A 20,851-nucleotide genomic window follows, 5' to 3' on the forward strand; every position below is an offset into this window, starting at 1 on the left:
TTCCTGAATCTTCAATCCTTCTTTGGAATTGATACTAGAAGTTGTGGCAGGAGTTAACTATCAGCTCATTAATATTCTTTTTGAACAGCATACAGCTCTGATGGTTTTTATCCAGTTCCAGCGCCTTTTCAAGATAAGATTTTGCCTGTTCTATATTGCCAAGGCCAATATTACCAAGACCGATTAAAAAGCAGCAATGTGCCTTATTCTTCAAAGTCAGATCATCCTCAAATATCAGGAAATCCGGTAAGGACACGGCAAAATATTCGATACGTACCTGATCAAACAGGTGCTTTTCTCCATAATCAATCAATTTGTAGAATCTGGATACAGCCTCCGAAGGGTTTCCTAATTTTAAAAATGCAAGTCCCTGGTATAAAATCATATCCGCAGGCTGGTCATTATAATACATCATTCCTGCCGGATCGGCATCTCCCAGGGTTGCCCTGCCGTAGCATTCCTCCGCCCTTTGCCTGTCACCGGTTTTCTCATAGACCACTCCCAGATAATAAAAGGCATGATTGTCCCTGGTTCCTTCCAGCTTTCCTTCCCCCAGATTCTCCGGATAGACCAGTATCCTTTCCAGATAGCTTCTTGCCTGCCCGTAGTTTTCAGCCTTTATTTCCGCCTTTGCCAGCTCCAGAAGAGAAATTGTATACTGGGCGGTTATTTTCCCCTCCCCTCCTTCCCAGGGATGGAATCTGCGGCCGCTCATGTACTCACAGGCTTCCTGATATCTTCCGTTTCGGTTAAGCAGCGTTACATATTCCACGCACAGATCATCCCGTTCAGAAAAGGTATCCTTAAATTCTTCGAAGCGTAAAAGTCTGTCCTTTGCAGACATTCCAAGCTTTTTATACAACTGGTCCAGCTCCAGAAAAACCCTGGCATCCTTTTTATCCAGGGCAAAGGCCTTCTCCAGGGCTTCCTTTGCTTTTTCATATTCCGTAAATTTATTATAATAGACCAGGGAAAGATTCCGGAATACTGTGGGAAAGGTGTTATCCAGCTGTGCGGATTTTTCCCACAATGCCTTGGCCTGTGAAAACTGAAGCTTATCATAATATAAATCACCAAGGTAATAATAGGCCTTGGGGCCTTTCGTATTGCACGCTATCGCATACTGCAATACCGAAATATCCTCCAGATTATTGGGAAAGGTATAATCCGGACAGCACCTTTCCGCTGCTCTTATGACCTCCAATGCTTCTTCAGCCTGCCCAAGCTGTCCGAGGTAATATCCCTCATAGTATTTTAACAGTGGCTTCTGCTCTTTACATTTTCTTAGCATCCCTACTGCTTCTTCATAAAAACCGGCCTCCCCGTAATCCCTTGCCGCCAGAAGATAATTTTCCTCTGATTCTCTCATCAGGCGGTTCATAGTCTCCAGGGAATTTTTATCTTCCTCTGCCAGAAAAGCCTCATACCTGGAAATATAATCAAAGGGATCCAGCAGCAGATTCTGCTCCCGCCATTCCTTTACCTCCATTTGCCGACCAAGCTTTCGAAGGACCGCGGCTTTTATTCCTCTGGCCTTTATGTTGTGGGAATTCTTCACCAGCGATTTTTCCAGGCAGATAAATGCATTTTCATAATCCTTCTGTTTTGCAGCCAGAACACCGAGATAGTAAAAGGACATTTCCTGCTGTTCGCTTGTCCAGGTCGCTTTATAAAATGCCTCCCGTGCCTCCTTGTCCCTGTTCTGCAGCAATAGGGATAGCCCCAGATAATAATATGCTTCACTGTTATAGGGATTCGGATTTTTACAGGTCAGGCGTTTCACCGCCCTTTCAAAGTGCTTTTCCGCCTCTGTAAAGTTACCTCTTCGCAACAGCAGGCTTCCGTAGGCCGTATTGATTCTGGAATCCATCGGATCTCTTTTTAATCCCTCCAGATAATAAGGATCCGGCAGATATGTCGCATGTCTGTACTGTTCGATATGCAGTCCCGTCAGATACAGCTCCTCATTTGTCATGATTTCTTCCGGCTCCTTTGCTGCCTGTGCGGGCTCGGGAAGTTTCTCTATCTTTCTTTCCCTGGCCTGATAGGAAACAAGCACCCGGCCTTCCCCTTCCACGAGAATACTGATATCCTCTTCTTTTGCACCGCCTGCCTCTATTTCTTTCTTATATGCCGCTCTCGGTGAAAGGTCCAAAACTTCTTCGAGCAGTAAACCTCCCTTGTTCTTTACAGTAATCTTTGCATTCTTGTAATTTTCCGTGGCATAAACACCAAGATGTACCCGGCCCTCTGTGACATATAAATTTACAGCAGCATGGAGCGTTGCATTTTTTATATAACCGATATCCTTGTAGGGCATAAAGTACTGCCGAAAGGTTTTTTCTTCCAATGGCTTTAACCATGTAAAGTCGGGCTGGTTATCCGTGTAGACCCCTGTCATCAATTCAATATAAGCACCATCTTCATCCGTCAGATTGCGGTCCCAGGCTTTGCCGAAATCTCCGCAGCCCCAGGTCCATTGCTTCTTTCCGGGAGAGATATGATGATCTGCCACATGAAGAATCCCTGCTTTTTTTCCGTAATCATAGCCACCTACAAAATCATATTCTGATTTTGCCGCCATATAGGAGGTGGGAACCGGAATATTCTTATACCGGGAGATGTCTACACCTTCCCCGTAATCATGCTTGTAGTACACTCCGGTAGCAATAGGAAACCGGGAAACATCCCTTTTCCCATGGTCCATGACCGCATAAACATCCGGCGGAAATACGGACTGGGTATGTTCATTGACCGGAACTGCCGGATTTGCCCACCATAAAAAGGTCTGGGGCAGCGCAGTCCGGTTATAAAGCTGCCCTCTGATTTCAATATAAGCTTTGCCCGGATAAACTCTGATCTCCAGCAGTCCCTTCGTACCGTTGATTCTGTCCACATCATTCAGCAGAACGGACCGGCTTCCGTCCTCGTACTCCTTCAGCTGGCAGTCCACCGGCAGAAATGTCGAGGGCCTGTGATGCTGCGGCCAGTTAAATTCAATACCTCCCGAAATCCAGGGACCTGTAAGGCCTACCAGCGCCGGTTTGATTACATGGTTGTAATACACAAAATCATAACCGTTCGTCTTATCATAGGCTCTCTGAATCCTTCCGCCCAGCTCCGGAAGTACCATTACTTTGATATACTGGTTTTCCAGATATACCGCCTCATATTCTTTATCCGCTTTCGTATCACTTATTTTTTCAATTGTAGGATAGGGATAAACCTTACCGGTACTGCCCTGGTATACTCTTTTATCAATGAACATCGGATTCTTCTCCGGTTCTCCGATTTCATAGGTCGGAATTACTACTTTTTCTTTCCATACTTTTGCCTGTTCCATTTTTCCTCCATTCCAGCACTGCAAAGACAATTCTTCTCTTGCTTCTTCTTTCTTAATCTATCATATTTCCGGCAGAATATCATTCTAATAACTTGCCTGAAAATTATGATTTCTTGCTCTTTCCTTTTTCCTGGATTAATGTTATTCTTAAAACAACGAAAGATTAATTTGTATATTTTGTCCGGAATGTAAATTAAAATCTGCTAACAGAAAGGAGTTTTTCATTCATGAAATCACAGGAAGCAAAAATTATGCCGCAATCCGATATCTACTTCCATACTCCCAGCCTTCAGGCTCAGAAAATGTTTTTCTATCCCATTTGTCTGGGACATTTTTATTATGAGCCTGATTACCATCTGGTTCGTAATTCCTATGATAGTTTTTTGATAATGTTACTTATGCGCGGCAAGTGCAATATCGTTGTTTCCGGCCGGCAATACTGCGCAGTAAAGGGTCAGCTTGTCTTTATTGATTGTTACCAGCCCCATGAATATTTTTCCAATCAGGGATGGGAGTGTTTATGGATTCACTTTGACGGCCCTTTGTCCAGAGAATATTACCAGACTGTTGTCTCTTCCTCCGGACCGGTTATACAGCTTCAGAGCCCTTACACGGTAGAAAACAACATGAATAAGATTATTGAGAATTTTTCCAGTGACCAGACAATCAGAGAAGTTCTGATATCAGGCTGCCTTAATAATATATTAACGGCTCTTCTGCTTTCAGCATCTGAAAGCAGGCCTGAATACAGTCTTTCCGGTATCATTGACGGCGTTACCTCTTACATCAACGAACATCCCGGCGGAGACCTGAATCTGAATGTTCTGGCTGGCCTGGCTGGTCTAAGCCCTTTTTACTTTGCAAGGACCTTCAAAAAAATAACGGGTAAGACACCCCATGACTATGTTCTGTCTTCCCGTATTAATTCCGCTAAATTTTATTTAAAAACTACACGCCTGTCCATTGAAGAAATCGGACTTTCACTTGGCTTTCCCACATCCAGTGCCTTCTGTACCGCCTTTCGAAAGCGCATTGGAATAAGCCCGCTAAAATACCGGGACAGTCCCACAGAATAGTTTATCACATATTATCACTCATAAAAGGTGGAGTATATTTGCCAGGAAGCATTTGCAAGTCATTTTTACAAATGCAAAGACAATATACATCCACCGGATGCTGAAGCACTTCTTCAAAAGAATATTTCCTTCTAATGAACAATTGCCTGTTTGATGGTACCCTTATCTTTTTTTCTTATCCTTAACCATACATAGCCGATCAGCAATAGCAAATAGACCCTGGCCGCCAGGAAATCGGCTGCCACCTGGTAGCCCTGAGAAAGATCGGATATGGCAGTGCCGTCCGCAGCTTCTTTCACGTCCCATAAGCTAACACTTAAATCAGGCAGAATGGAAAATCCCCATCCCAAATTTATGGTAATTCCGAAAATACAGATTAATATAATTAACGGAACGCTTGTATAAGTCTGCAATTTCTTCCATTTCTTCGCAGGCATTGCTTTTCTCAGAAAATCAAAGGATGTAATCCACGGAATGAAAATCAGTACCAATAATACTAACCCAAGAATTCCATAAGAAAAAATCAGAAGCAGATTCAGCTCTGCTGCATCACCCCACGCCCATTTCATTGTAGTAAGCCGCATAACGCCATGACCGACTAAAATCAAGCCGCCGATAATCGACATTTCTTTTCGGATGGGATAGAGCTCTTTCACGATTTTCCATTTCGGCAACACTCCAATGTACATTACAATAAAAATAAAACCGATTCCTACGACCGTATCCAGCGCATAGGAATGCGGAAGCCAAAGAAGCTTCCACAGTATGGTCTTCCCTATGAGGCCGTATAAATCCACTTTGCATAATTCCAAAATTCCATATGTACAATACCAGATAAAAAGAAAACCTGGATAAATGTAAAAAAGAAAGCTGTGTTTTTTTATGGCTTTCTTAAAAAGCACCACAAATAAAATGGCAATGATCAGTCCCTTTAATACATCCGGAACTCCAAGCCATAATAGGTTGTGTATAAAATTTAATATTTCCACTTTCTGCACCTCGTACCTTTTATAGTTAGTCTAGACTAACTATATAGTATAGCATCTTGCAGAATTTGTCAATTAGGACTTATGATTTGTAATAAAAATTATAGGATTTTTTCACTTTGCCACTTAAATATTTTCTCAATACGCCAAAACCACTTATTTAAGTATTTTTTAAATAAGCGGCCTTTACAGCGTCATTGTAGGAGTATTGATATTTATATTCTATATTTATTATAGTTTTTTATTGAATTATTACCTTAAGTCCAGGGTGAACCGGTAACTGTTTTTAATAATGTTATCCGCCGACTGCTGTTTGCGGAAAGGGTCATGAATAATATAGCCAACCACCTCATAAAGTCCGGGTTGTCCCGAAGTATTGACTTCCACCTGACCATTGGCTGTTCCCTTTTCTCCATCCAATTGAATAATCTGGTAATCACTGCCATTTATTTTTACCGGAGAAAAGTTTAAGGTAATCAATAACAGGCACTCCCTGGAGCCCATTTTTTCAAAGTTATACATCAGCTTCAATGGCGTTCCTTTTTTATGTTCAAGGCTTACCGGTGGTTTTAAAATACCTCCGTTCGTATTCTGCTCCTTATTTTTATAGTCGGTATTTAAGATCAGATCCCCTAAATTTTCACTGAAATTATTTTCGGGAATAATATCATCACTACTATTGTTTTCTGAGAATACTTCATTTTTATAATTCTTTGTATATACGACATCATAAACAGCATTGATTCCAAAAAAATCCGTTGGCAATGAATATTGAGATGCATTCTGATCCGGTGCACTTGCAAAAGTGACCAAAAGCTTATGAATTTTCTTATCGTCCTTCTCTGCCTGCTGTTTAATATATACAGGTATTTTTACCTTGTTTCCATCCTTTATATCAAAGATATATTTATCCGAATATTCTTTATCAGCAACCTGAAAGGAGATTGGTTTATAATCATAATACAGATTCATAATAACCTGTGTGCTGCTTCCAACCTGGGCATATTCAAAATAAATGGGAGCTGTGGTATCAGAAATATAGATTAGATCCTGAGATTTAAAATCATCTGTAGAATTTATATTGTATGAGTCGATATAGTAAGAAGTTTTGAAATCGGGATGCGTATTATTGAACTGGGTCTGCATGACCTGATTCTCATTCTGATTACGTTTATCAGTGCTATGGTAAACTCCAAACAACAGTAGTATAAGCAGGATTGGGATTACCAGAAAAAATACTTTTTTCTTTCGGCTAATTTTGTTCATAGTGACTCCTTTATTTTCCCCTCCGTTCTTGTCTTTTTACAGGAACGGAGGGGAACTTAATTTACGTTTGGCCCCTCAATTTACCAAAGTAAAATCAAGCATTATTTAAATACCGGTGAAGATACTGTGGCATACTGTTTTCCGGAGCTTGATGTATCCTGAAATACACCGTTGGCTGTGTATTGCCTGTTGGCGCCATTTTCATATACATTATCAGTACTTACAGAAGAAGCATTATTTTTATAGCTGAAACTGCTGGGACCGCTGGATGATCCATTGTTGTAGGTAGAAATTATCTCTGCGCTGATATAGTAACAGCTGCCGGCATAGGTTGAGCTTGTTGCCCTTGCATATGTTCCATCATTGGCGTATGTAATAGTCGTCTGCCCCCAGGATGCCCTCAGCATTCCTGTGCCTGATGCTGTAAGTGAGGATTCTGCTGCTAATACATTTGTAGTTGAAAATGTTAATAATAACCCTGTTAATATTATAGCAAATGATTTTCTCATACCTTATACTCACCTTTCATTAATTATTATACTCATTGGGTACATCGACAGTTTCCAAGCTTATTAAACCATTGGCATCATCTCTTTCTGACAGCTTAACCGCCTTATTTGCTAATAGATGATTCGGCTTCCAGTCTCTGGCTATCCGTCATCTCAATTAGTCCCTCAATCTTGTTGGTTTTTTCATTCCGTACCACTTTGATATCAACAGGTTTCCCCCAGATATCCGGCTCCCCCGAAGCCAATACTTTTACACCGCCGGCGGGTTTGCTGCTCCACACATACCGGTCGTCTATCGTACGCACCCACTTTCCGTCATATCTGTAAATATGCAGTCCTTTGTCATATTCCAATAGCTCTGTCATGAAACTTTCTTCAGAGTAAGGGGGCTGCAGGGCATCCGGCTCTCTTAATGCAGAGGCTTTTATACGAAATTGCTCACCGGCTTTTATGGGTTGTTTATAATTTGCAGCATAGGCAGTCACCATGCCCAGAAATGCCAATGACAAGGTTATTGTAACTGCTGCTATTCTCCTGGAGTACCCTTTATTTAATTTTTTGCCATCGATAATCATGTTAATTCTTCTTTCGAGATACTTTCCCTTGCTGCTGAAGGCAGACAGCACGCCTTCGCTGGCCACACTGCACAGCACACTTAAAATCAGTTCACAATAATCGATTCTTTCCTGCTTGTCCAAGGATGCTACTACTTTTTCATCGCAGGAAAGCTCGCAATAGCGGTCAATATCCTTTCGTAACATATATGCCAGGGGATTGTACCAATGGATTGCATTGATTAATAATAAAATACCTTTTATCAGTGTATCCCTGCGCTTCCAATGGGTCAGTTCATGCATAAAAGTAAAATGTAATTCCTTATCGGAAAATTCAATATCCGGTAAAACAATTCTGGGCCTGCATATGCCATACAGAAACGGACTGGTTTTCGCTTCAGAAATATACACTGGTAAATTCTGTCTGATTCCCAATTCCTCCTTGCAGTCATGCAGTATTTTAGTATATTTCATATCCGCTGCTGCCCTGCATCCTATTATCAATTGATAATGCAATTTCCAGTTGCGGACAATTATCATGAGGAGAAAGAATACGGTTCCTGCCAGAAGAAAGAAGGGGATTGCATTTACTATAATTATCCACCACTTAATTTTCTGCTGCTCCGGTAAATACTCTATTAATGGCAAAGTCCCGGCTTTCTTAAAAGATGTAAAGGGTATGCCCGGAACTGTCTCCACCTTCTTTTTTATTTCCCGAATCCAGCCAAAGCCCCATAGATTCAAAATATAATGGTATGGAACAATAAAAAATGAAAATATGAACAAATAGGTCCGATAGTGCCAAACTGCGTGAAAATATTTCATTGTAAGCCGGCTTATCCCTTTCAATATCAGATATAAACCCGATGTAACCAATGATAAGACCAGTAGTTGAATATAAAGGCTTAGCAGCATAACCCCTCCTTATTCCTTCAAACGATTCATCAGTTTCTCAATATCCTCTCTCGTCAGGTCTCCGCTGTCGCACAAAGCGGAAATAAGGCCAAATACAGAGCCTTTGTGGACATCCTTGATGAATTGTTTCGTTTCAAATTCCTTGTATTCCCGTTCTGTTATTGCAGGCTCATAGTAATTTGCTTTGCTTATCCTGGTTGCCCTGATAAGACCTTTTTCCAGTAACCTGGCAAGGAAAGTTATAACCGTACTTTGCTTCCAATTGGTTCCCTGGGGCAGATGCTCCATGATCTCCTTGGTGGTAACCGGTTTTCCAGTGGACCAGATAAATTCCATGATTTGCTTTTCGGAATCCGATATCCGTTGTATTTTTTTCATAAGACTTCCTTTTTAGTTTTTTAAACTACATCATGTAGTTTAATATAAATTTACACCTTGTAGTTCAATCTGTCAATAAAAATTCCCATTTTTTTGTAATTTTCCTATAAAAAAGACATGAACGTTTTTCACTTCCATGTCTTTTGCACCGGCTCAGAAAAAGAGCCTTTGTTTATTATTTTCTATTTTTCTCAATCCAACCTACAGCAAAATCAACAAGCTCTCTCTGCTTCATGGACCTTATTAATGAATTTCCAATATAGGCACTTCGGACACTATGTCCCTCTTCAAATGCCCTACCTATCTCTTCAAAATCTTCACCATCCACATATAAGGTTTCATAGGTAACCCATTCTCTTTTCCCATCTGCCAGAACGGCACTGCTTTCTTTGATATTATGTTTTGAAGGATAAGAAGCTCTTGCATCTGCTAAATGAATGGAGGTATTCTTATCATAGCCCACACCAATCAACAATACTTTTCCATCCAGCCCGTATAATTTATCTATTGGTGAACCTGCTCCAAAAATATTACTTAATTCATGCTCCTTCGTGAGATATTCTGCCTTTTTTCCAACAGCCGCTACTGAACGAGCCGGATGATCACTTCTAAATGCCCCCGGCCAGCTGCGGAACATTTCTGCAACGGCTCCCATTGTATTCGTAGGCGTGATTCTTTTATCATATGCCGGCCAGTTCTCCCGTATTACCTGCCACCATTCTTCCGGCTCTTCCCAATGGACACCTGCTGTGGGGTCAAGATTTTTCCAGGACTGTGTCGGCATCATAATAGTACCGTCAGCTCCTGCAGCCTCCAGCAATGCCTCTATTATAATCTGAGGTCCTCCGCATACAAACCCCATACTGCTTAAGGAAATATGTACCATTACGGAATCACCTTCAACAATTCCAACATTTTTAATACTTTCAATAATATCCTTCTTTAAAACCAATTTTCTGTCTTCCGGTTTCATTAGTCCTCCCTCAAATTTCAGCATAATTTTATAATTGTAACGCTATAATATATTTATTAACGATTTCATAATACCTTTGCCTCTCAGATATCTGCCATACTATCCATTGCCATCATAAGAAAACCACAGAAGGCGGCATTATCGGAGGGCAGTGAGGGAGAAACTTCCTTTTTCATCTGGTTGATATGCTCCCGGTAAGCCTGATAAAATTCAAAGGATGGGCGTGGACTGTAATGAATACCTTCCAATTCAAAGTACTCAATTATTCCTTTCGCCGCAGTAGGCTTTACATATACTTCTGTCTCAGGCCGGAAATAAATAGGACAGGCTGTTAACAACGGCCATTTAGCCAGCTTATATTCCTCCATCAGAGCTGCCATCTGTTCAAAACCGTATTTCTGGTCCTGATATAAGAATTCTTTCAGTCCATGGGCTAACCTTACTTTTTCAATGTCGCCCATTGCCTTTACCAGCTCTTTAAACTTGGGCTTTTCAAAAACCGATATCAAAGCGGACTGGCTGATAATCCTGTTCATGGAGTCTACAATTACGTCCGGATTTTCAAATTGTTCTATTGCAAAGCTATCCTGTGCTAATTTGTTCATTTTCTCCACCCTATGCTTCTTTGAGATTTCCAGTATCATAGGGTCGGAAAAGCCTTCGGGGTACCGGCTAAAAAATCTTTCTTCCGCTTCTTTAAGCTTCCTTTTGTTCATAACATTATTCCTCCATTCCTGTAAACAGCCTATCAGGTTCGTCCTTACGTATTGGTGCGGAATTCTTTGCATTATAATTAAGTCCCATACATTAATCTGCAGCCAGAGTCTTAATTGAAAATTTTAAATTATCACCAATATCATATAATCCTGAGCATAGTGTTGTCAAGAATTTCTGGTAAACTTAGGAAATCAGTCTGTAAGCTTAGGAAACTAGCCTAAAAATTAGAGAACCGACCTGTAATCTTAAGATACCAGCTTGTAATCTTAGGATACCAGCTTGTAATCTTAGGATACAAGCTTGTAATCTTAGGATACCAGCCTGATTCTGCCCACCGAATAGTCATTTGTCCTTATTCGCCTGATTCTGATAATATCGCTTTTTCATCCTGTGTCAGGGGCAATACCTTTTTAAATTTATCCAGGTAAATAATCAATGCCAAAAATGCAGCTATAAATATAATTGATGATAAATACATCGTTTTATAAGAAGTTCCCTGGACTATTATCCCCAGGAATATTGCACCTCCTCCGATTCCGATATCAAAACAGCTAAGAAAGGTACTCATTGCATCTTCCCTGTCTTCTACGGGCACCATACTCAGGACCCATGCCTGTATTGCAGGAAAAATCGAACCAAAGGCTACACCATAAAAAATTCCGGCTATGTTCAACTGGAGCTCCGAGCGGCTGTATGCAATAAGAACTATCCCAATAATTAAACAAATTGCCGATGGGATAAGCACATATAAGGGACCTTTTTCATCAAACATTTTGCCTGACACAACTCTGATCAGGATACCTGTTATTGCTGCAATAAAGAAAAACCAGGCTACCGTGGAAATTCCCTGCTGTTTCGCAAATAAAGTGAGGTAGGTCATTACCCCGCTTACTACAACGCCAATTAAAAAAATCAGAAATGACTGTAAAAGAACTCTTTTCTCAAACAATTTATAAGATATTTTCTTTGATTTTGCTAATTTCTTTTTGGTAACTGCCCGCCTGTCTATTCCCAATATAAGCAGTACGGCAATTAGCAAAATAATTGCTCCAAAACTAAATAACCCCTGAAAATTTAATTTATTCAATAAAGCAATCCCCACCATAGGACCTATGGACATGCAAATTGTTTCACCTATGCCAAAATAGCCCATTCCTTCCCCTATTTGGTTATGGGGCAATTGTTCCGAAGCCAATGTAACATAATAGGTAGTTGCAATTCCAAATCCAAATCCATGTATCAGGCGCAGTGTTATCAAAATACCGATACCTGTGGAAACCATATAGCTTCCGGTTGACAGCATAGTAATCAGGACCCCAATGAAAAGAATGTATTTTTTATCTATAAAATTTGTAAATATACTGCAGAAGGGCCGGGCAATCATAGCTGAAATTGTAAATGCCCCTATTACCAAGCCTATTTGTGACGGACTGCAGCCTAAACTTTCAGCCAGTAAGGGCAGAGTCGGTGTCAGCATTTCAAAAACCATAAATAACAATGCGTTAGAGATTAATAAAAATATAAAATTCCTTGTCCAAAAAGATTTACCGTTGCTGATGTTCATTAAAACTAACCTCCCAAAAATCGAACTAATATTTTCCCTGTTTGAACTTCTTGTCAAAAGTTTAAAATTACTGTTGTGATGATTATTGCTATTATAATAAAATAATATCTATAGCTATTTTCTCCGATTTCATCCCCTTTCCCTTTTCTTTCAGGTATCCGGAAAGACAAATGCCCTAAAAAATCACAAAAAAAATACCGGATAAAATACCGGGCGCACCCGACATCTTATCCGGCATGTAATTACGATTACAAGCCCTCCGATGACACTCTCCAAAAGAGTATTTTCTTTTTGAGTTCAACTGATTGTAGCATAAAATCCCATAAAAATCAATAAATTTAAAGTGTAAACTCACTATCAAGCACTTAAGGTGTAAACTCACTAGCTACATTAAAAATGTAAACTTACCAGCTGGATATCAGAGACTAATACCATTTCTCCCCAATCCAATAATCCGGAATTACTTCCCCCAATTATATTTTTTTCATGTAATACATCTTTATCAAAACACTAAATATAATTTGAATTGTCGCAGCAGCTACTAATGTAACAAAAACTACTTCATTTACATACCCGGCTATTATACCAACAAAAATCATAATACACGAAGTGATTACCAGCATCGGCATACCGGATTTTTGCCTGATTAACCCTATTCTTTCGTCATGCTCCTCATTATACAGCATTTTTAACTTTGTTTCGTCCTTCAGAGCATTGCCCAATTTAAACATCATGACTGCTGCAACCAATCCAATCCCCACAAGAAAACCAAACTGAAAATCCGATATCATCTCATACTTCTTTATAAAGCTTATTTTATCAATCACACCCAATTGATCCAATATAGCAATCACAACTGATAAAGAACAAATAACGCCGCCGAAAAACATTTTACGTTTAATTTTACTTCTATAACTATCCATTTTCTAATCCTCCCTGTCTGCCTCACTAAAATCAAAAACCTCTTCTATCGTCAGCCCAAAATATTTTGATATTTTATATGCCAGCACTAAGGAAGCAGTATATTTTCCTATCTCTATAGAGGTAATTGTTTGTCTGGTCGTCCCAACTGCTAATGCCAATTCTTCCTGCGATATTTTCCTAAGCTTTCGCAGCTCTTTTATTTTCGTATTCACATATGGTACCTCTTCCACATCATTTTTTGCAATGTTAACTTTGCAAATTTAGTATAGTAAACTTTGCATTTAATGTCAAGCTAAATTTGCAAAATTTAAAATTTTTACCAAAATCTCTTTTCAAATCATTATAATCCAGTTGAAACCTTTATGCTTTTTCACACTAAATTTAGCATTTACCAATATGTACTAACAGTGAATCTCCAATCATATTCTTATAGAAGAAAACAGTCTGAAGGAAGGTACAGTTGCTTGACGAAAGTTAAAGTTCATTTACAACCCGTTGTTTATAATATAAATTTGCCAACTGTTTTGAAAACGGCTATACTTCCCGGTGATACTACCGAAAGATTATTTATTGCAACTCAGATAGGTGAAATCTTTTACATCGGAAACGGAGTAATAGAGACCTTTTTAGATATTCGTCCGCGTATTTTAGAACTGGGTGCTGCCACCGGCGGATATGATGAGCGGGGTCTGCTGGGGATGGCCTTCCATCCAGAATTTTATGATAACGGCTTGTTTTATCTTCATTTTTCGATAGCCGGAAGCCAAGGTCCCGGTGCTCTTCCCGGCTCTTTTATGCCTAATCCCTGTGACCCTCAGACCCTGAACTTAAAGTGGACAAATAGAGAAACGCAATACAATCATATTGATACTGTTGAAGAATGGGTCTTACAGCCGGACGGCCAGCCAGTGAAACGGCGGACATTACTTAATTTAAGACGACCATTTTTAAATCATAATGGTGTCAACAGTTTAAACTTTTCACCTGAAACAGGAAATCTGATATTAACCACCGGAGATGGCGGCTCCGGTTATGATCCCTTTAATTTAAGCCAGGATTATATGGAAGTTGCGGGTAAAATTATTGAAATTGATGTAGCTAAAACTACGGGCACCGATAATCCACCCGTAGTTACACGTTTTGATGAACTTCCTGCAGCTATTCAGGAAACTCTTACGGTAATAGCAAAAGGAGTCCGCAATATAACCGGCATTTCATTTCAAAGATTTTATAACCAGTATATCAAATATGCGGGAAATGTCGGACAGGATCTGGTGGAGTCCATTTTTTCTTTTGTTAATTATAAACCTATCCCAGTTACACAGCTTATTCAGGCTTCTTTTATGAATTCCCAATCTGATGAGACTGCCTTTATTAACTTTGGCTGGCGGGGGTGGGAAGGTGCTTTTCCTACGTCGATAATCAGAGACTGTCCGGCTGATTCGGATCTGAATGAGAAAATAATTGCTTATTATGATGAAGCAGTTAAAACCTCTGAGCTGCGTCTTCAGCCTCTCCTCAACTACTATCACGAAGAACCGCGGCCAGATAAGTTTGGAGGGACCGCACTTACAGGGGTTCAGCCATATATGGGATATGAAATCCCCGACTTGACAGGAAGTGTTGTTTTTACAGATTTCGTCCGGGACGAAGGAACCAGGCCTCCGGTCAGAGGTGTTTTAGCTTATACCAGAATAAGAGAAAATTGCAAATTAAATGAATATAGCATTATTGATACGGATTATGACTTTGGGTCCGCCTCCGCTTATTATGTTTCCTTGGGAACCAATCAGGACCAGACCAGACTCTATTTAGGGGCTTATGGTTCCAGCAATGTGACTGATTTTAACCAAGGCACCGTTTTTGAAATTCTTCCGTGAATCATATGGGTAAGGACAGATGTATTGCTAGAAGGTTATGGTAAAAATCTCCATCAAAAAATACGGACGTCATATGAATATAACGAATCTGCTTAATCTTCGGAAGCCGGCTAAGATACTAACCTTCAAGGCATATGCAGGATTGAAGACGTTACCCGTAATGAAAGCAACGAGTGAATTAAGAATTTATTTTTAAGAAGATATCCTGTTAAATAAAACAGCGGATTATAATATAAAGCCTTCCATCTTAGTTGTTTCCAGCGATTTTTTGAACTTCTGCTAAATACCATGACCAATACTCCCGCTGCTTTTCGATCCTGGTACCTTCTTCTGTGCTGTCAGAATAAACTAAGCTCACCAAATAGGATGTATCCCATGTAAACGAATCTAAATCCTCATCCAAATCATTATCCTCTGAATTTTGAAAGAGTAATTCATCATATAATGCGATATTAGCAGCATAAAGGGCGGCGAACCCTATTAAAGAGGTTTTTTCGTATTGTGGCTCATAAGCGTCTGTTTCAAACTGACTATATAATATTTTCATATTAGCCTGTAATTCTTCATTTGAACACAATCCATCTATATAAGCATCAATTTGATTTAAGAAATCATAAAGCTTACTGTCACAGCCTGTGCCTGCATTCCATATTGGAAGCACTTTTTTGACACAGGCCTTTGCTAATGTCACCCTTTTGCGAATGCCATCGGTCATTTTACGTATCCCAGGCTCATAGGATATATTACCCAATTGAGTCCATATCTTTTTTCGTGCGGGCAAAATCAAACTTGCAGTTTGCTGAACTTCTTCATATGCCTCTTCAAATAACTCATTCATTTTTCTGCCCCTATTATGGTGATGATTTCAGCTGGCTGATATTATTAGTATACCATATCAGCCATATCTTGTCATTCTATACCTTTCCAGTACTTGTCTTATCAGATTGTGTTTCGTCTGAAACGCCCAACAAATACATTGATTCCTAAAGCACCTGTTCCTACTATAAATAATCCTGACAAAATCAGCAGGCCAGGAATCAGCCCTTTGTTATCCTTGGTAAATCCCACGGAAATTGCCCGTAGAAAACTATCTGCCGCCTTGGGGCCAACCTCAATCTGCTGGCGTGTAATCTCTTTTCCCTGATAGAGAAGAACAATATGGTGTACTCCCGCCTTTAAATCCTCCGGGATACTGAGTTCGGCTTCAAAGGATCCATTTTCCGAAACCTCGACAATTCCCAATTGTCTGGGTTCCGACTGAATTTCAATTTCCATCTTATTTATATCACCCTTAAATCCGGAACCGGAAATTATAACCGGACTTCCTGCATGTATAATGCCCCCTGCCGCATCAGTAATTTTCAATGCACCTTCCGTATTCATGGCTGATTGAAGGTCAGCTGCTGAAGTACCGGCATCCTCTGATGTACCCTCATCAGCAGTTCCGCCATTGCCGGAGTTCACCTCTGTGGATTCCTTTTCGCTTTGCAAGGCTTCTTCCTGATTATTTTCTTCCCTGGATACGGAACTGTTTTCTCCTGCTGCTGTACTGTCCAAGACGCCAGAAGCTGTGCTGTCTGTTTTGCCGGAATCCGTTTTGCTTGCGTTATCTTCCGCTGCCCTGTCTCCATTGGCAGCTTCTGCTTTACTTGTATTCCCTTCCACTGCACTGCCCTTACTGTCAGATACTGCTTTACTCGTGTTACCTTGTGCAGCACTACCGATATTGTCAGATTCTCCTTTGCTTGTATTACCTTGTGCTGCACTGCCCCCATTGGCAGCTTCCCCTTTGTTTGTGTTACTTTGCACCGCACTGTTTATTTTGCCCGAAGTCCCGCTGCCTGCTTTGTCCGTTCTCTCTTTGTCCGTTCTTTCTTTGCTCGTACTGCCTCCTGCTGTACTGCCCTGCTTGTTTGACGCCGTGCTGCTTGTTTTGCCGGAGTCTGCTTTGCCCTTATTATCCTGCACTGTACTATTCGTTTTGGAGCTCACACTGCCCGTTTTTCCGGAGCTTTCAGTCTTTGCATTTTCAGTTTTTGTACTATTGGTTTTACTGGAATTGGTATTTTTTGATTTGCCGGAATCTCCACCACTTGTTTTACCTGTTGCCTCACTGCTTGAGTTACCGGCGGCTGTACTATCCGCACTTCCTGGTGCAGTTGTTTTGCTTCCGCCAGGCCCTTCCGGCGTATCTCCCTTTGTTTCATCATAGCCGGGCCATGGAACGGGCACCCCCGTCGCATCATCATATCCATCCAAGTCACAGTCTTCCAGTGGAGCTGCTTGAACAATCTGATATCTGCCAGGTACTGAAAGTGCCAATATCAAAATCACCGCCAGAGATAAAATTATTTTATATGCTTTTCTGATATTATGCATCCCCACATGCTTACTTCGGATACTCTTCATACGATTATCTCTCCTTTCACGATACCTGGAATCATAACCGGCATCCTGCTCCTATGGGTACGCCATTGTCAGGTTCGGTATCCTCAATTTTCCCGCTCCGTCCATTATCCTCATCAAGCTCTGATTCATAAGCCTCAACATCATTAAATATCTTGTCATTAAGACTGTTTTCTTGCCTCCCCACAATTGTGGAAGCTACCATTGCGCCGGTGATATTGGTCGCAGTCCGGCCTGTATCGGCAATAGCGGAAATGGGAATGCTGAGAACAATGAGCTCCAGGGGCAGCCCCATCGCTGTCAGAACACTTGCCGTGGTAATGGTTGCCGTTCCAGGTACTCCCGCAGTTCCAAGTGACACGAACAGGCTGATAACTGCCAGCAGAACATAATCCCTTACTCCATAATTGATACCCAGTCCATTGATGCCATAGACAGCAATTAGAATCGGCCAAATCCCGGCACATCCCGGCATTCCGATTGTGGTTCCCAGAGGCGCCGTAAAGTTCGCGACCTTCGGGTCCACTCCGATTTTTCTGACAAGTATTCCGGTTGAAATAGGTAATGTTCCTGCACTGGACTGTGTGGAAAATCCAACCACCTGAGCCGGTAAAATCTTGCGGAAGAATTTAATAGGATTAAGCCTTGCAAATGACTTTATCAGTACGGCGTTAATAACCCAGGTATCCAGGGCAAAGGCTATGAAAGATACAAGGAGCAGTACCAGCAGTGACCACATAATACCTGAGCGGCTGATGCCATTTCCGGTTGCCGTTGCAATCAAAGCCAATACGGCATATGGCGTAAGACTGATAATAAAGTCCACGGCTTTAAAAATGATTTCTTTTAGTGCTTCAATAAAGCTCTTAAATATTGCTACCTTCTCATGGTTTTTATTTGCAGCCACAACATAGGAAACCGCAATCAGAACAGCAAACAGAATCATGGGAATCGTATTTTCTTCGGCAATATCACTGATGACATTGCGCGGGAAAAATCCTATAAGCACCTGTGAAAATGGTACAACCTTGCTTTTAAAGCTCTGTGCATCAATTCCATCCAGGGAAAGATAAGAATTTCTCCCAACGCCAAAGGTCAATCCCAGTCCAAGTGACAGCAATATGGCAAGTAAAGTAGTCATTAGCAGCCAGCAGACCGAGCGCAGCCCAATGCCCTTTAGCTGAGCCGTAGAGCCTAAAGATGTTATACTGCTGAGAATTGATACAATAATCAACGGGCTGACAATGGCATTAAGTGTGCTGACATAGATTTTGCCGATGGGCATAACCCATGAGGTGTGCCCGGAAAAAAGAATCCCGACCACTGCGCCAGCTGCTAAAGAGCCTAATATTATTACAGTGAAATTCCCATTCTTTTTTTGTAAGAGATAAATAATAATAAAAAATCCAATTACAACCGCTAATGCCGCTGCCGATAACCAGTCTATATTCATTTCCAGTGTTCCTTTCCCTGCTCTTACCTCTTTACTGTAAAGCTCACATTAAAGGACTTCGAAATTTCATTACTTCCGGTAACAGTTACCACCGCCTTATAGGTTCCTGCGGAAAGTCCGGTTTTAGGCTTAATGGTAAAGGAATCACTGCCGCTTGGTACTATACTGCTGATTGAGGCCTTTGAAAGTGTAAAATATTTGCTTCCGGACCCGGACAAGGCTACCGTAAGCTTTCCTGTAGGCCCGCCTGTATTTTTCACCGTAACACCGTATGCCTTCTGAGCCGGGTAGCCAACCGATGCAGACGGAAAGGTGTATTTACCGGTTTTGGATAAGGATATTCCATATTTATCAGGCTTTAGAACCTTATCAAGAGCTGCCACTGCTTCACTGGCAAAGTCGACCTTGCTAAGTCCGTCAACACTGCCTTCTGCCGCTGCTGCACTGGGTGTTTTCAGAACCCAGGCAAGCTCCAGCATATACTCCGTATAGGTTCCGTCGTTGGCTGCATTTTTATGGAGCCACTGCTTTGTAACAGGTTCTGCTTTATCCTTATTATAGCTGATTAAGAAGGGCAGCTGCAGACGGATGGCATTTAAATTGTCTCCGGACAACCATGGAGCTGTTGATGTGGCCGTTCCGGCTAAGTTACCGTTTGGATAATAGGATATGCTATTGTTCTGCCTGGAGTTGTTTTCCGTAATAAAGTTTCCGAAATATTTTGCAAGCTCTCCATAGAGGTAGCTTATATTGCCATTTCCATTGGTGGTAACAACATTGTTTCGGGAATTGAAGGCATTTGATATTGCCGTTACCTTATTGATATCGTTACCGGTGCCGAAGGTCAGCTGATTGCCCTGGGTCGTATCATAAACATATATTTTCTGATAGCCGTAATCCTTTGCTTTCCTTGCAACACTTCCGATAATTGCCTGTGTATTGTGGCACCAGGATGCACCAAAGAAAATCAAGTGGTCCCCCGGTGAATTTAACAAATTAATCAGCTCCGCAAAGTTTACCTGGTGTAATGCAAAGCCTTTCTCGTCGTCATCCGTGAAGATTTCTGTAGCTGCGGCACCTGTTCTGTTTCCCAGAGGATCGGGAGTGCCATTATTGTAATTAAAATAGGTCGCGGAGGCATTATATACCCTCTGAAAGAATTCAAAGTCAGTCCGGATGCCGGCAGCTACCACGGAACCTGCACTTTGACCTCCTCTAAAAACTTTGGCTATACCGGCGGCTGCCGCTGCTGTCTTAAATCCTTCCGTATCCTTAAGGCTGTAATAGGCATTTATTTTAGGTGAACTACCGCCATTATATGAAAATAACAGGGTATCATCCGAGGTGTAATTGGCTATTGCTTCCTCTGAGGGCAGCAGATCAGTTATTCTGGTCCATAATTGATTTACTGAGGTCCCGTTGGCTGCCTTAAAAAGGGAATCACTCTTGGTTATGTCAATCTGATAACCGTCAATAAACGGGTCGAAATGATAGATTTTTGTTATGCCGTCCTTTTTTGCCTGTGCGTTAATGGTACTGAGTACCGCCTGGCTGGTTTTAAGCTTAGGGCTGGCAAAAACAATATAATAGTTTCCTTTGCTGCTCAAGATATCAAGCAAACGTTCTTGGGTTACCGACTCAAAAACATGCCCGGTAGCAATATTCTCATAGGAATCGGCAATATAGTCTCCGGTCGTTCCTCCTGTGACCTTACTCCAGGGATATGGCTGCGGACCTGCTGCTTCCGCAGAAGCCACCGTATTAAACACTACGGTAAAAGCAAGTGCCAATGTAATAATACCCACAGCTGCTTTTTTCATTATTGATTTCATAAATCTCCTCCATTAATTCATAGTAAGCATATATGTATTATATGATATATGCTATGTATCCTATCACAGACATTT

General features: G+C 41.1%; 17 protein-coding genes. 2 read left to right on the forward strand and 15 right to left on the reverse strand.

Annotated features, from left to right (window positions below; all coding sequences use genetic code 11):
- Nucleotides 1-34: 34 nt before the first annotated feature.
- A complete protein-coding gene (locus tag BUB77_RS17895) occupies nucleotides 35-3,343 on the reverse strand; it encodes a DUF5107 domain-containing protein (RefSeq protein WP_073278211.1) in 3,309 nt (1,102 codons plus the stop codon).
- A 227-nt stretch (nucleotides 3,344-3,570) separates the two neighbouring features.
- Between BUB77_RS17895 and BUB77_RS17900 the strand changes: the two genes are divergently transcribed.
- Nucleotides 3,571-4,419, forward strand: coding sequence for an AraC family transcriptional regulator (locus tag BUB77_RS17900; protein WP_073278212.1), 849 nt, complete (start codon nucleotides 3,571-3,573; stop codon nucleotides 4,417-4,419).
- Nucleotides 4,420-4,550: 131 nt separating this feature from the next.
- On the opposite strand, the gene BUB77_RS17905 is transcribed toward BUB77_RS17900, so the two are convergent.
- The 10 genes from BUB77_RS17905 to BUB77_RS17950 form a co-directional block, all read right to left on the reverse strand.
- Entirely contained in the window at nucleotides 4,551-5,408 is an 858-nt protein-coding gene (locus tag BUB77_RS17905; RefSeq protein ID WP_139241229.1) for a hypothetical protein, read from the reverse strand.
- A 249-nt stretch (nucleotides 5,409-5,657) separates the two neighbouring features.
- Nucleotides 5,658-6,671, reverse strand: coding sequence for a hypothetical protein (locus BUB77_RS17910; RefSeq protein WP_073278214.1), 1,014 nt, complete (start codon nucleotides 6,669-6,671; stop codon nucleotides 5,658-5,660).
- A 101-nt stretch (nucleotides 6,672-6,772) separates the two neighbouring features.
- On the reverse strand, nucleotides 6,773-7,180 hold the full coding sequence (locus BUB77_RS17915) for a hypothetical protein (protein WP_073278215.1): 408 nt from the start codon (nucleotides 7,178-7,180) through the stop codon (nucleotides 6,773-6,775).
- A gap of 104 nt (nucleotides 7,181-7,284) precedes the next feature.
- A complete protein-coding gene (locus tag BUB77_RS17920; RefSeq protein WP_073278216.1) occupies nucleotides 7,285-8,649 on the reverse strand; it encodes a M56 family metallopeptidase in 1,365 nt (454 codons plus the stop codon).
- 9 nt (nucleotides 8,650-8,658) lie between these two features.
- On the reverse strand, nucleotides 8,659-9,027 hold the full coding sequence (locus BUB77_RS17925; protein ID WP_073278217.1) for a BlaI/MecI/CopY family transcriptional regulator: 369 nt from the start codon (nucleotides 9,025-9,027) through the stop codon (nucleotides 8,659-8,661).
- Nucleotides 9,028-9,202: 175 nt separating this feature from the next.
- The gene (locus BUB77_RS17930) at nucleotides 9,203-10,000 is read right to left on the reverse strand and encodes an AAC(3) family N-acetyltransferase (RefSeq protein WP_073278218.1); all 798 of its coding nucleotides are present in this window, start codon (nucleotides 9,998-10,000) and stop codon (nucleotides 9,203-9,205) included.
- An 83-nt stretch (nucleotides 10,001-10,083) separates the two neighbouring features.
- Nucleotides 10,084-10,716, reverse strand: a complete 633-nt coding sequence (locus BUB77_RS17935; RefSeq protein ID WP_073278219.1) for a hypothetical protein — start codon at nucleotides 10,714-10,716, stop codon at nucleotides 10,084-10,086.
- A gap of 353 nt (nucleotides 10,717-11,069) precedes the next feature.
- Nucleotides 11,070-12,281: an MFS transporter gene (locus BUB77_RS17940; RefSeq protein WP_073278220.1), complete on the reverse strand. Its 1,212-nt coding sequence runs from the start codon at nucleotides 12,279-12,281 to the stop codon at nucleotides 11,070-11,072.
- 473 nt (nucleotides 12,282-12,754) lie between these two features.
- Entirely contained in the window at nucleotides 12,755-13,204 is a 450-nt protein-coding gene (locus BUB77_RS17945; RefSeq protein ID WP_073278221.1) for a hypothetical protein, read from the reverse strand.
- A 3-nt stretch (nucleotides 13,205-13,207) separates the two neighbouring features.
- Nucleotides 13,208-13,417 carry a helix-turn-helix transcriptional regulator gene (locus tag BUB77_RS17950; RefSeq protein WP_073278222.1) on the reverse strand — a complete coding sequence of 70 codons (210 nt, stop codon included), beginning with the start codon at nucleotides 13,415-13,417 and terminating at the stop codon, nucleotides 13,208-13,210.
- Nucleotides 13,418-13,669: 252 nt separating this feature from the next.
- On the opposite strand from BUB77_RS17950, the gene BUB77_RS17955 reads away from it, so the two are divergent.
- On the forward strand, nucleotides 13,670-15,085 hold the full coding sequence (locus BUB77_RS17955) for a PQQ-dependent sugar dehydrogenase (RefSeq protein WP_073278223.1): 1,416 nt from the start codon (nucleotides 13,670-13,672) through the stop codon (nucleotides 15,083-15,085).
- Nucleotides 15,086-15,332: 247 nt separating this feature from the next.
- Here BUB77_RS17955 and BUB77_RS17960 read toward each other — a convergent pair whose 3' ends face one another.
- The 4 genes from BUB77_RS17960 to BUB77_RS17975 all read right to left on the reverse strand — a co-directional run bounded on the left by BUB77_RS17960 (nucleotide 15,333) and on the right by BUB77_RS17975 (nucleotide 20,776).
- On the reverse strand, nucleotides 15,333-15,923 hold the full coding sequence (locus BUB77_RS17960; protein ID WP_073278224.1) for an Imm5 family immunity protein: 591 nt from the start codon (nucleotides 15,921-15,923) through the stop codon (nucleotides 15,333-15,335).
- Between the two features lie 101 nt (nucleotides 15,924-16,024).
- A complete protein-coding gene (locus BUB77_RS17965) occupies nucleotides 16,025-17,494 on the reverse strand; it encodes a serine-rich family protein (RefSeq protein ID WP_073278225.1) in 1,470 nt (489 codons plus the stop codon).
- A 31-nt stretch (nucleotides 17,495-17,525) separates the two neighbouring features.
- Nucleotides 17,526-18,944: a dicarboxylate/amino acid:cation symporter gene (locus BUB77_RS17970; protein WP_073278226.1), complete on the reverse strand. Its 1,419-nt coding sequence runs from the start codon at nucleotides 18,942-18,944 to the stop codon at nucleotides 17,526-17,528.
- A 23-nt stretch (nucleotides 18,945-18,967) separates the two neighbouring features.
- Nucleotides 18,968-20,776 carry a hypothetical protein gene (locus tag BUB77_RS17975; RefSeq protein ID WP_073278227.1) on the reverse strand — a complete coding sequence of 603 codons (1,809 nt, stop codon included), beginning with the start codon at nucleotides 20,774-20,776 and terminating at the stop codon, nucleotides 18,968-18,970.
- Between the last annotated feature and the right edge of the window lie 75 nt (nucleotides 20,777-20,851).

It is taken from the genome of Anaerocolumna jejuensis DSM 15929 (assembly GCF_900142215.1).
GTDB lineage: Bacteria > Bacillota > Clostridia > Lachnospirales > Lachnospiraceae > Anaerocolumna > Anaerocolumna jejuensis.

Bases quoted from the DNA above. Each gene is read 5' to 3' on its own strand.
- BUB77_RS17895 (WP_073278211.1), bottom strand. From the start codon at position 3,343: ATGGAACAGGCAAAAGTATGGAAAGAAAAAGTAGTAATTCCGACCTAT.
- BUB77_RS17900 (WP_073278212.1), top strand. From the start codon at position 3,571: ATGAAATCACAGGAAGCAAAAATTATGCCGCAATCCGATATCTACTTC.
- BUB77_RS17910 (WP_073278214.1), bottom strand. From the start codon at position 6,671: ATGAACAAAATTAGCCGAAAGAAAAAAGTATTTTTTCTGGTAATCCCA.
- BUB77_RS17915 (WP_073278215.1), bottom strand. From the start codon at position 7,180: ATGAGAAAATCATTTGCTATAATATTAACAGGGTTATTATTAACATTT.
- BUB77_RS17920 (WP_073278216.1), bottom strand. From the start codon at position 8,649: ATGCTGCTAAGCCTTTATATTCAACTACTGGTCTTATCATTGGTTACA.
- BUB77_RS17925 (WP_073278217.1), bottom strand. From the start codon at position 9,027: ATGAAAAAAATACAACGGATATCGGATTCCGAAAAGCAAATCATGGAA.
- BUB77_RS17930 (WP_073278218.1), bottom strand. From the start codon at position 10,000: ATGAAACCGGAAGACAGAAAATTGGTTTTAAAGAAGGATATTATTGAA.
- BUB77_RS17935 (WP_073278219.1), bottom strand. From the start codon at position 10,716: ATGAACAAAAGGAAGCTTAAAGAAGCGGAAGAAAGATTTTTTAGCCGG.
- BUB77_RS17940 (WP_073278220.1), bottom strand. From the start codon at position 12,281: ATGAACATCAGCAACGGTAAATCTTTTTGGACAAGGAATTTTATATTT.
- BUB77_RS17945 (WP_073278221.1), bottom strand. From the start codon at position 13,204: ATGGATAGTTATAGAAGTAAAATTAAACGTAAAATGTTTTTCGGCGGC.
- BUB77_RS17960 (WP_073278224.1), bottom strand. From the start codon at position 15,923: ATGAATGAGTTATTTGAAGAGGCATATGAAGAAGTTCAGCAAACTGCA.
- BUB77_RS17965 (WP_073278225.1), bottom strand. From the start codon at position 17,494: ATGAAGAGTATCCGAAGTAAGCATGTGGGGATGCATAATATCAGAAAA.
- BUB77_RS17970 (WP_073278226.1), bottom strand. From the start codon at position 18,944: ATGAATATAGACTGGTTATCGGCAGCGGCATTAGCGGTTGTAATTGGA.
- BUB77_RS17975 (WP_073278227.1), bottom strand. From the start codon at position 20,776: ATGAAATCAATAATGAAAAAAGCAGCTGTGGGTATTATTACATTGGCA.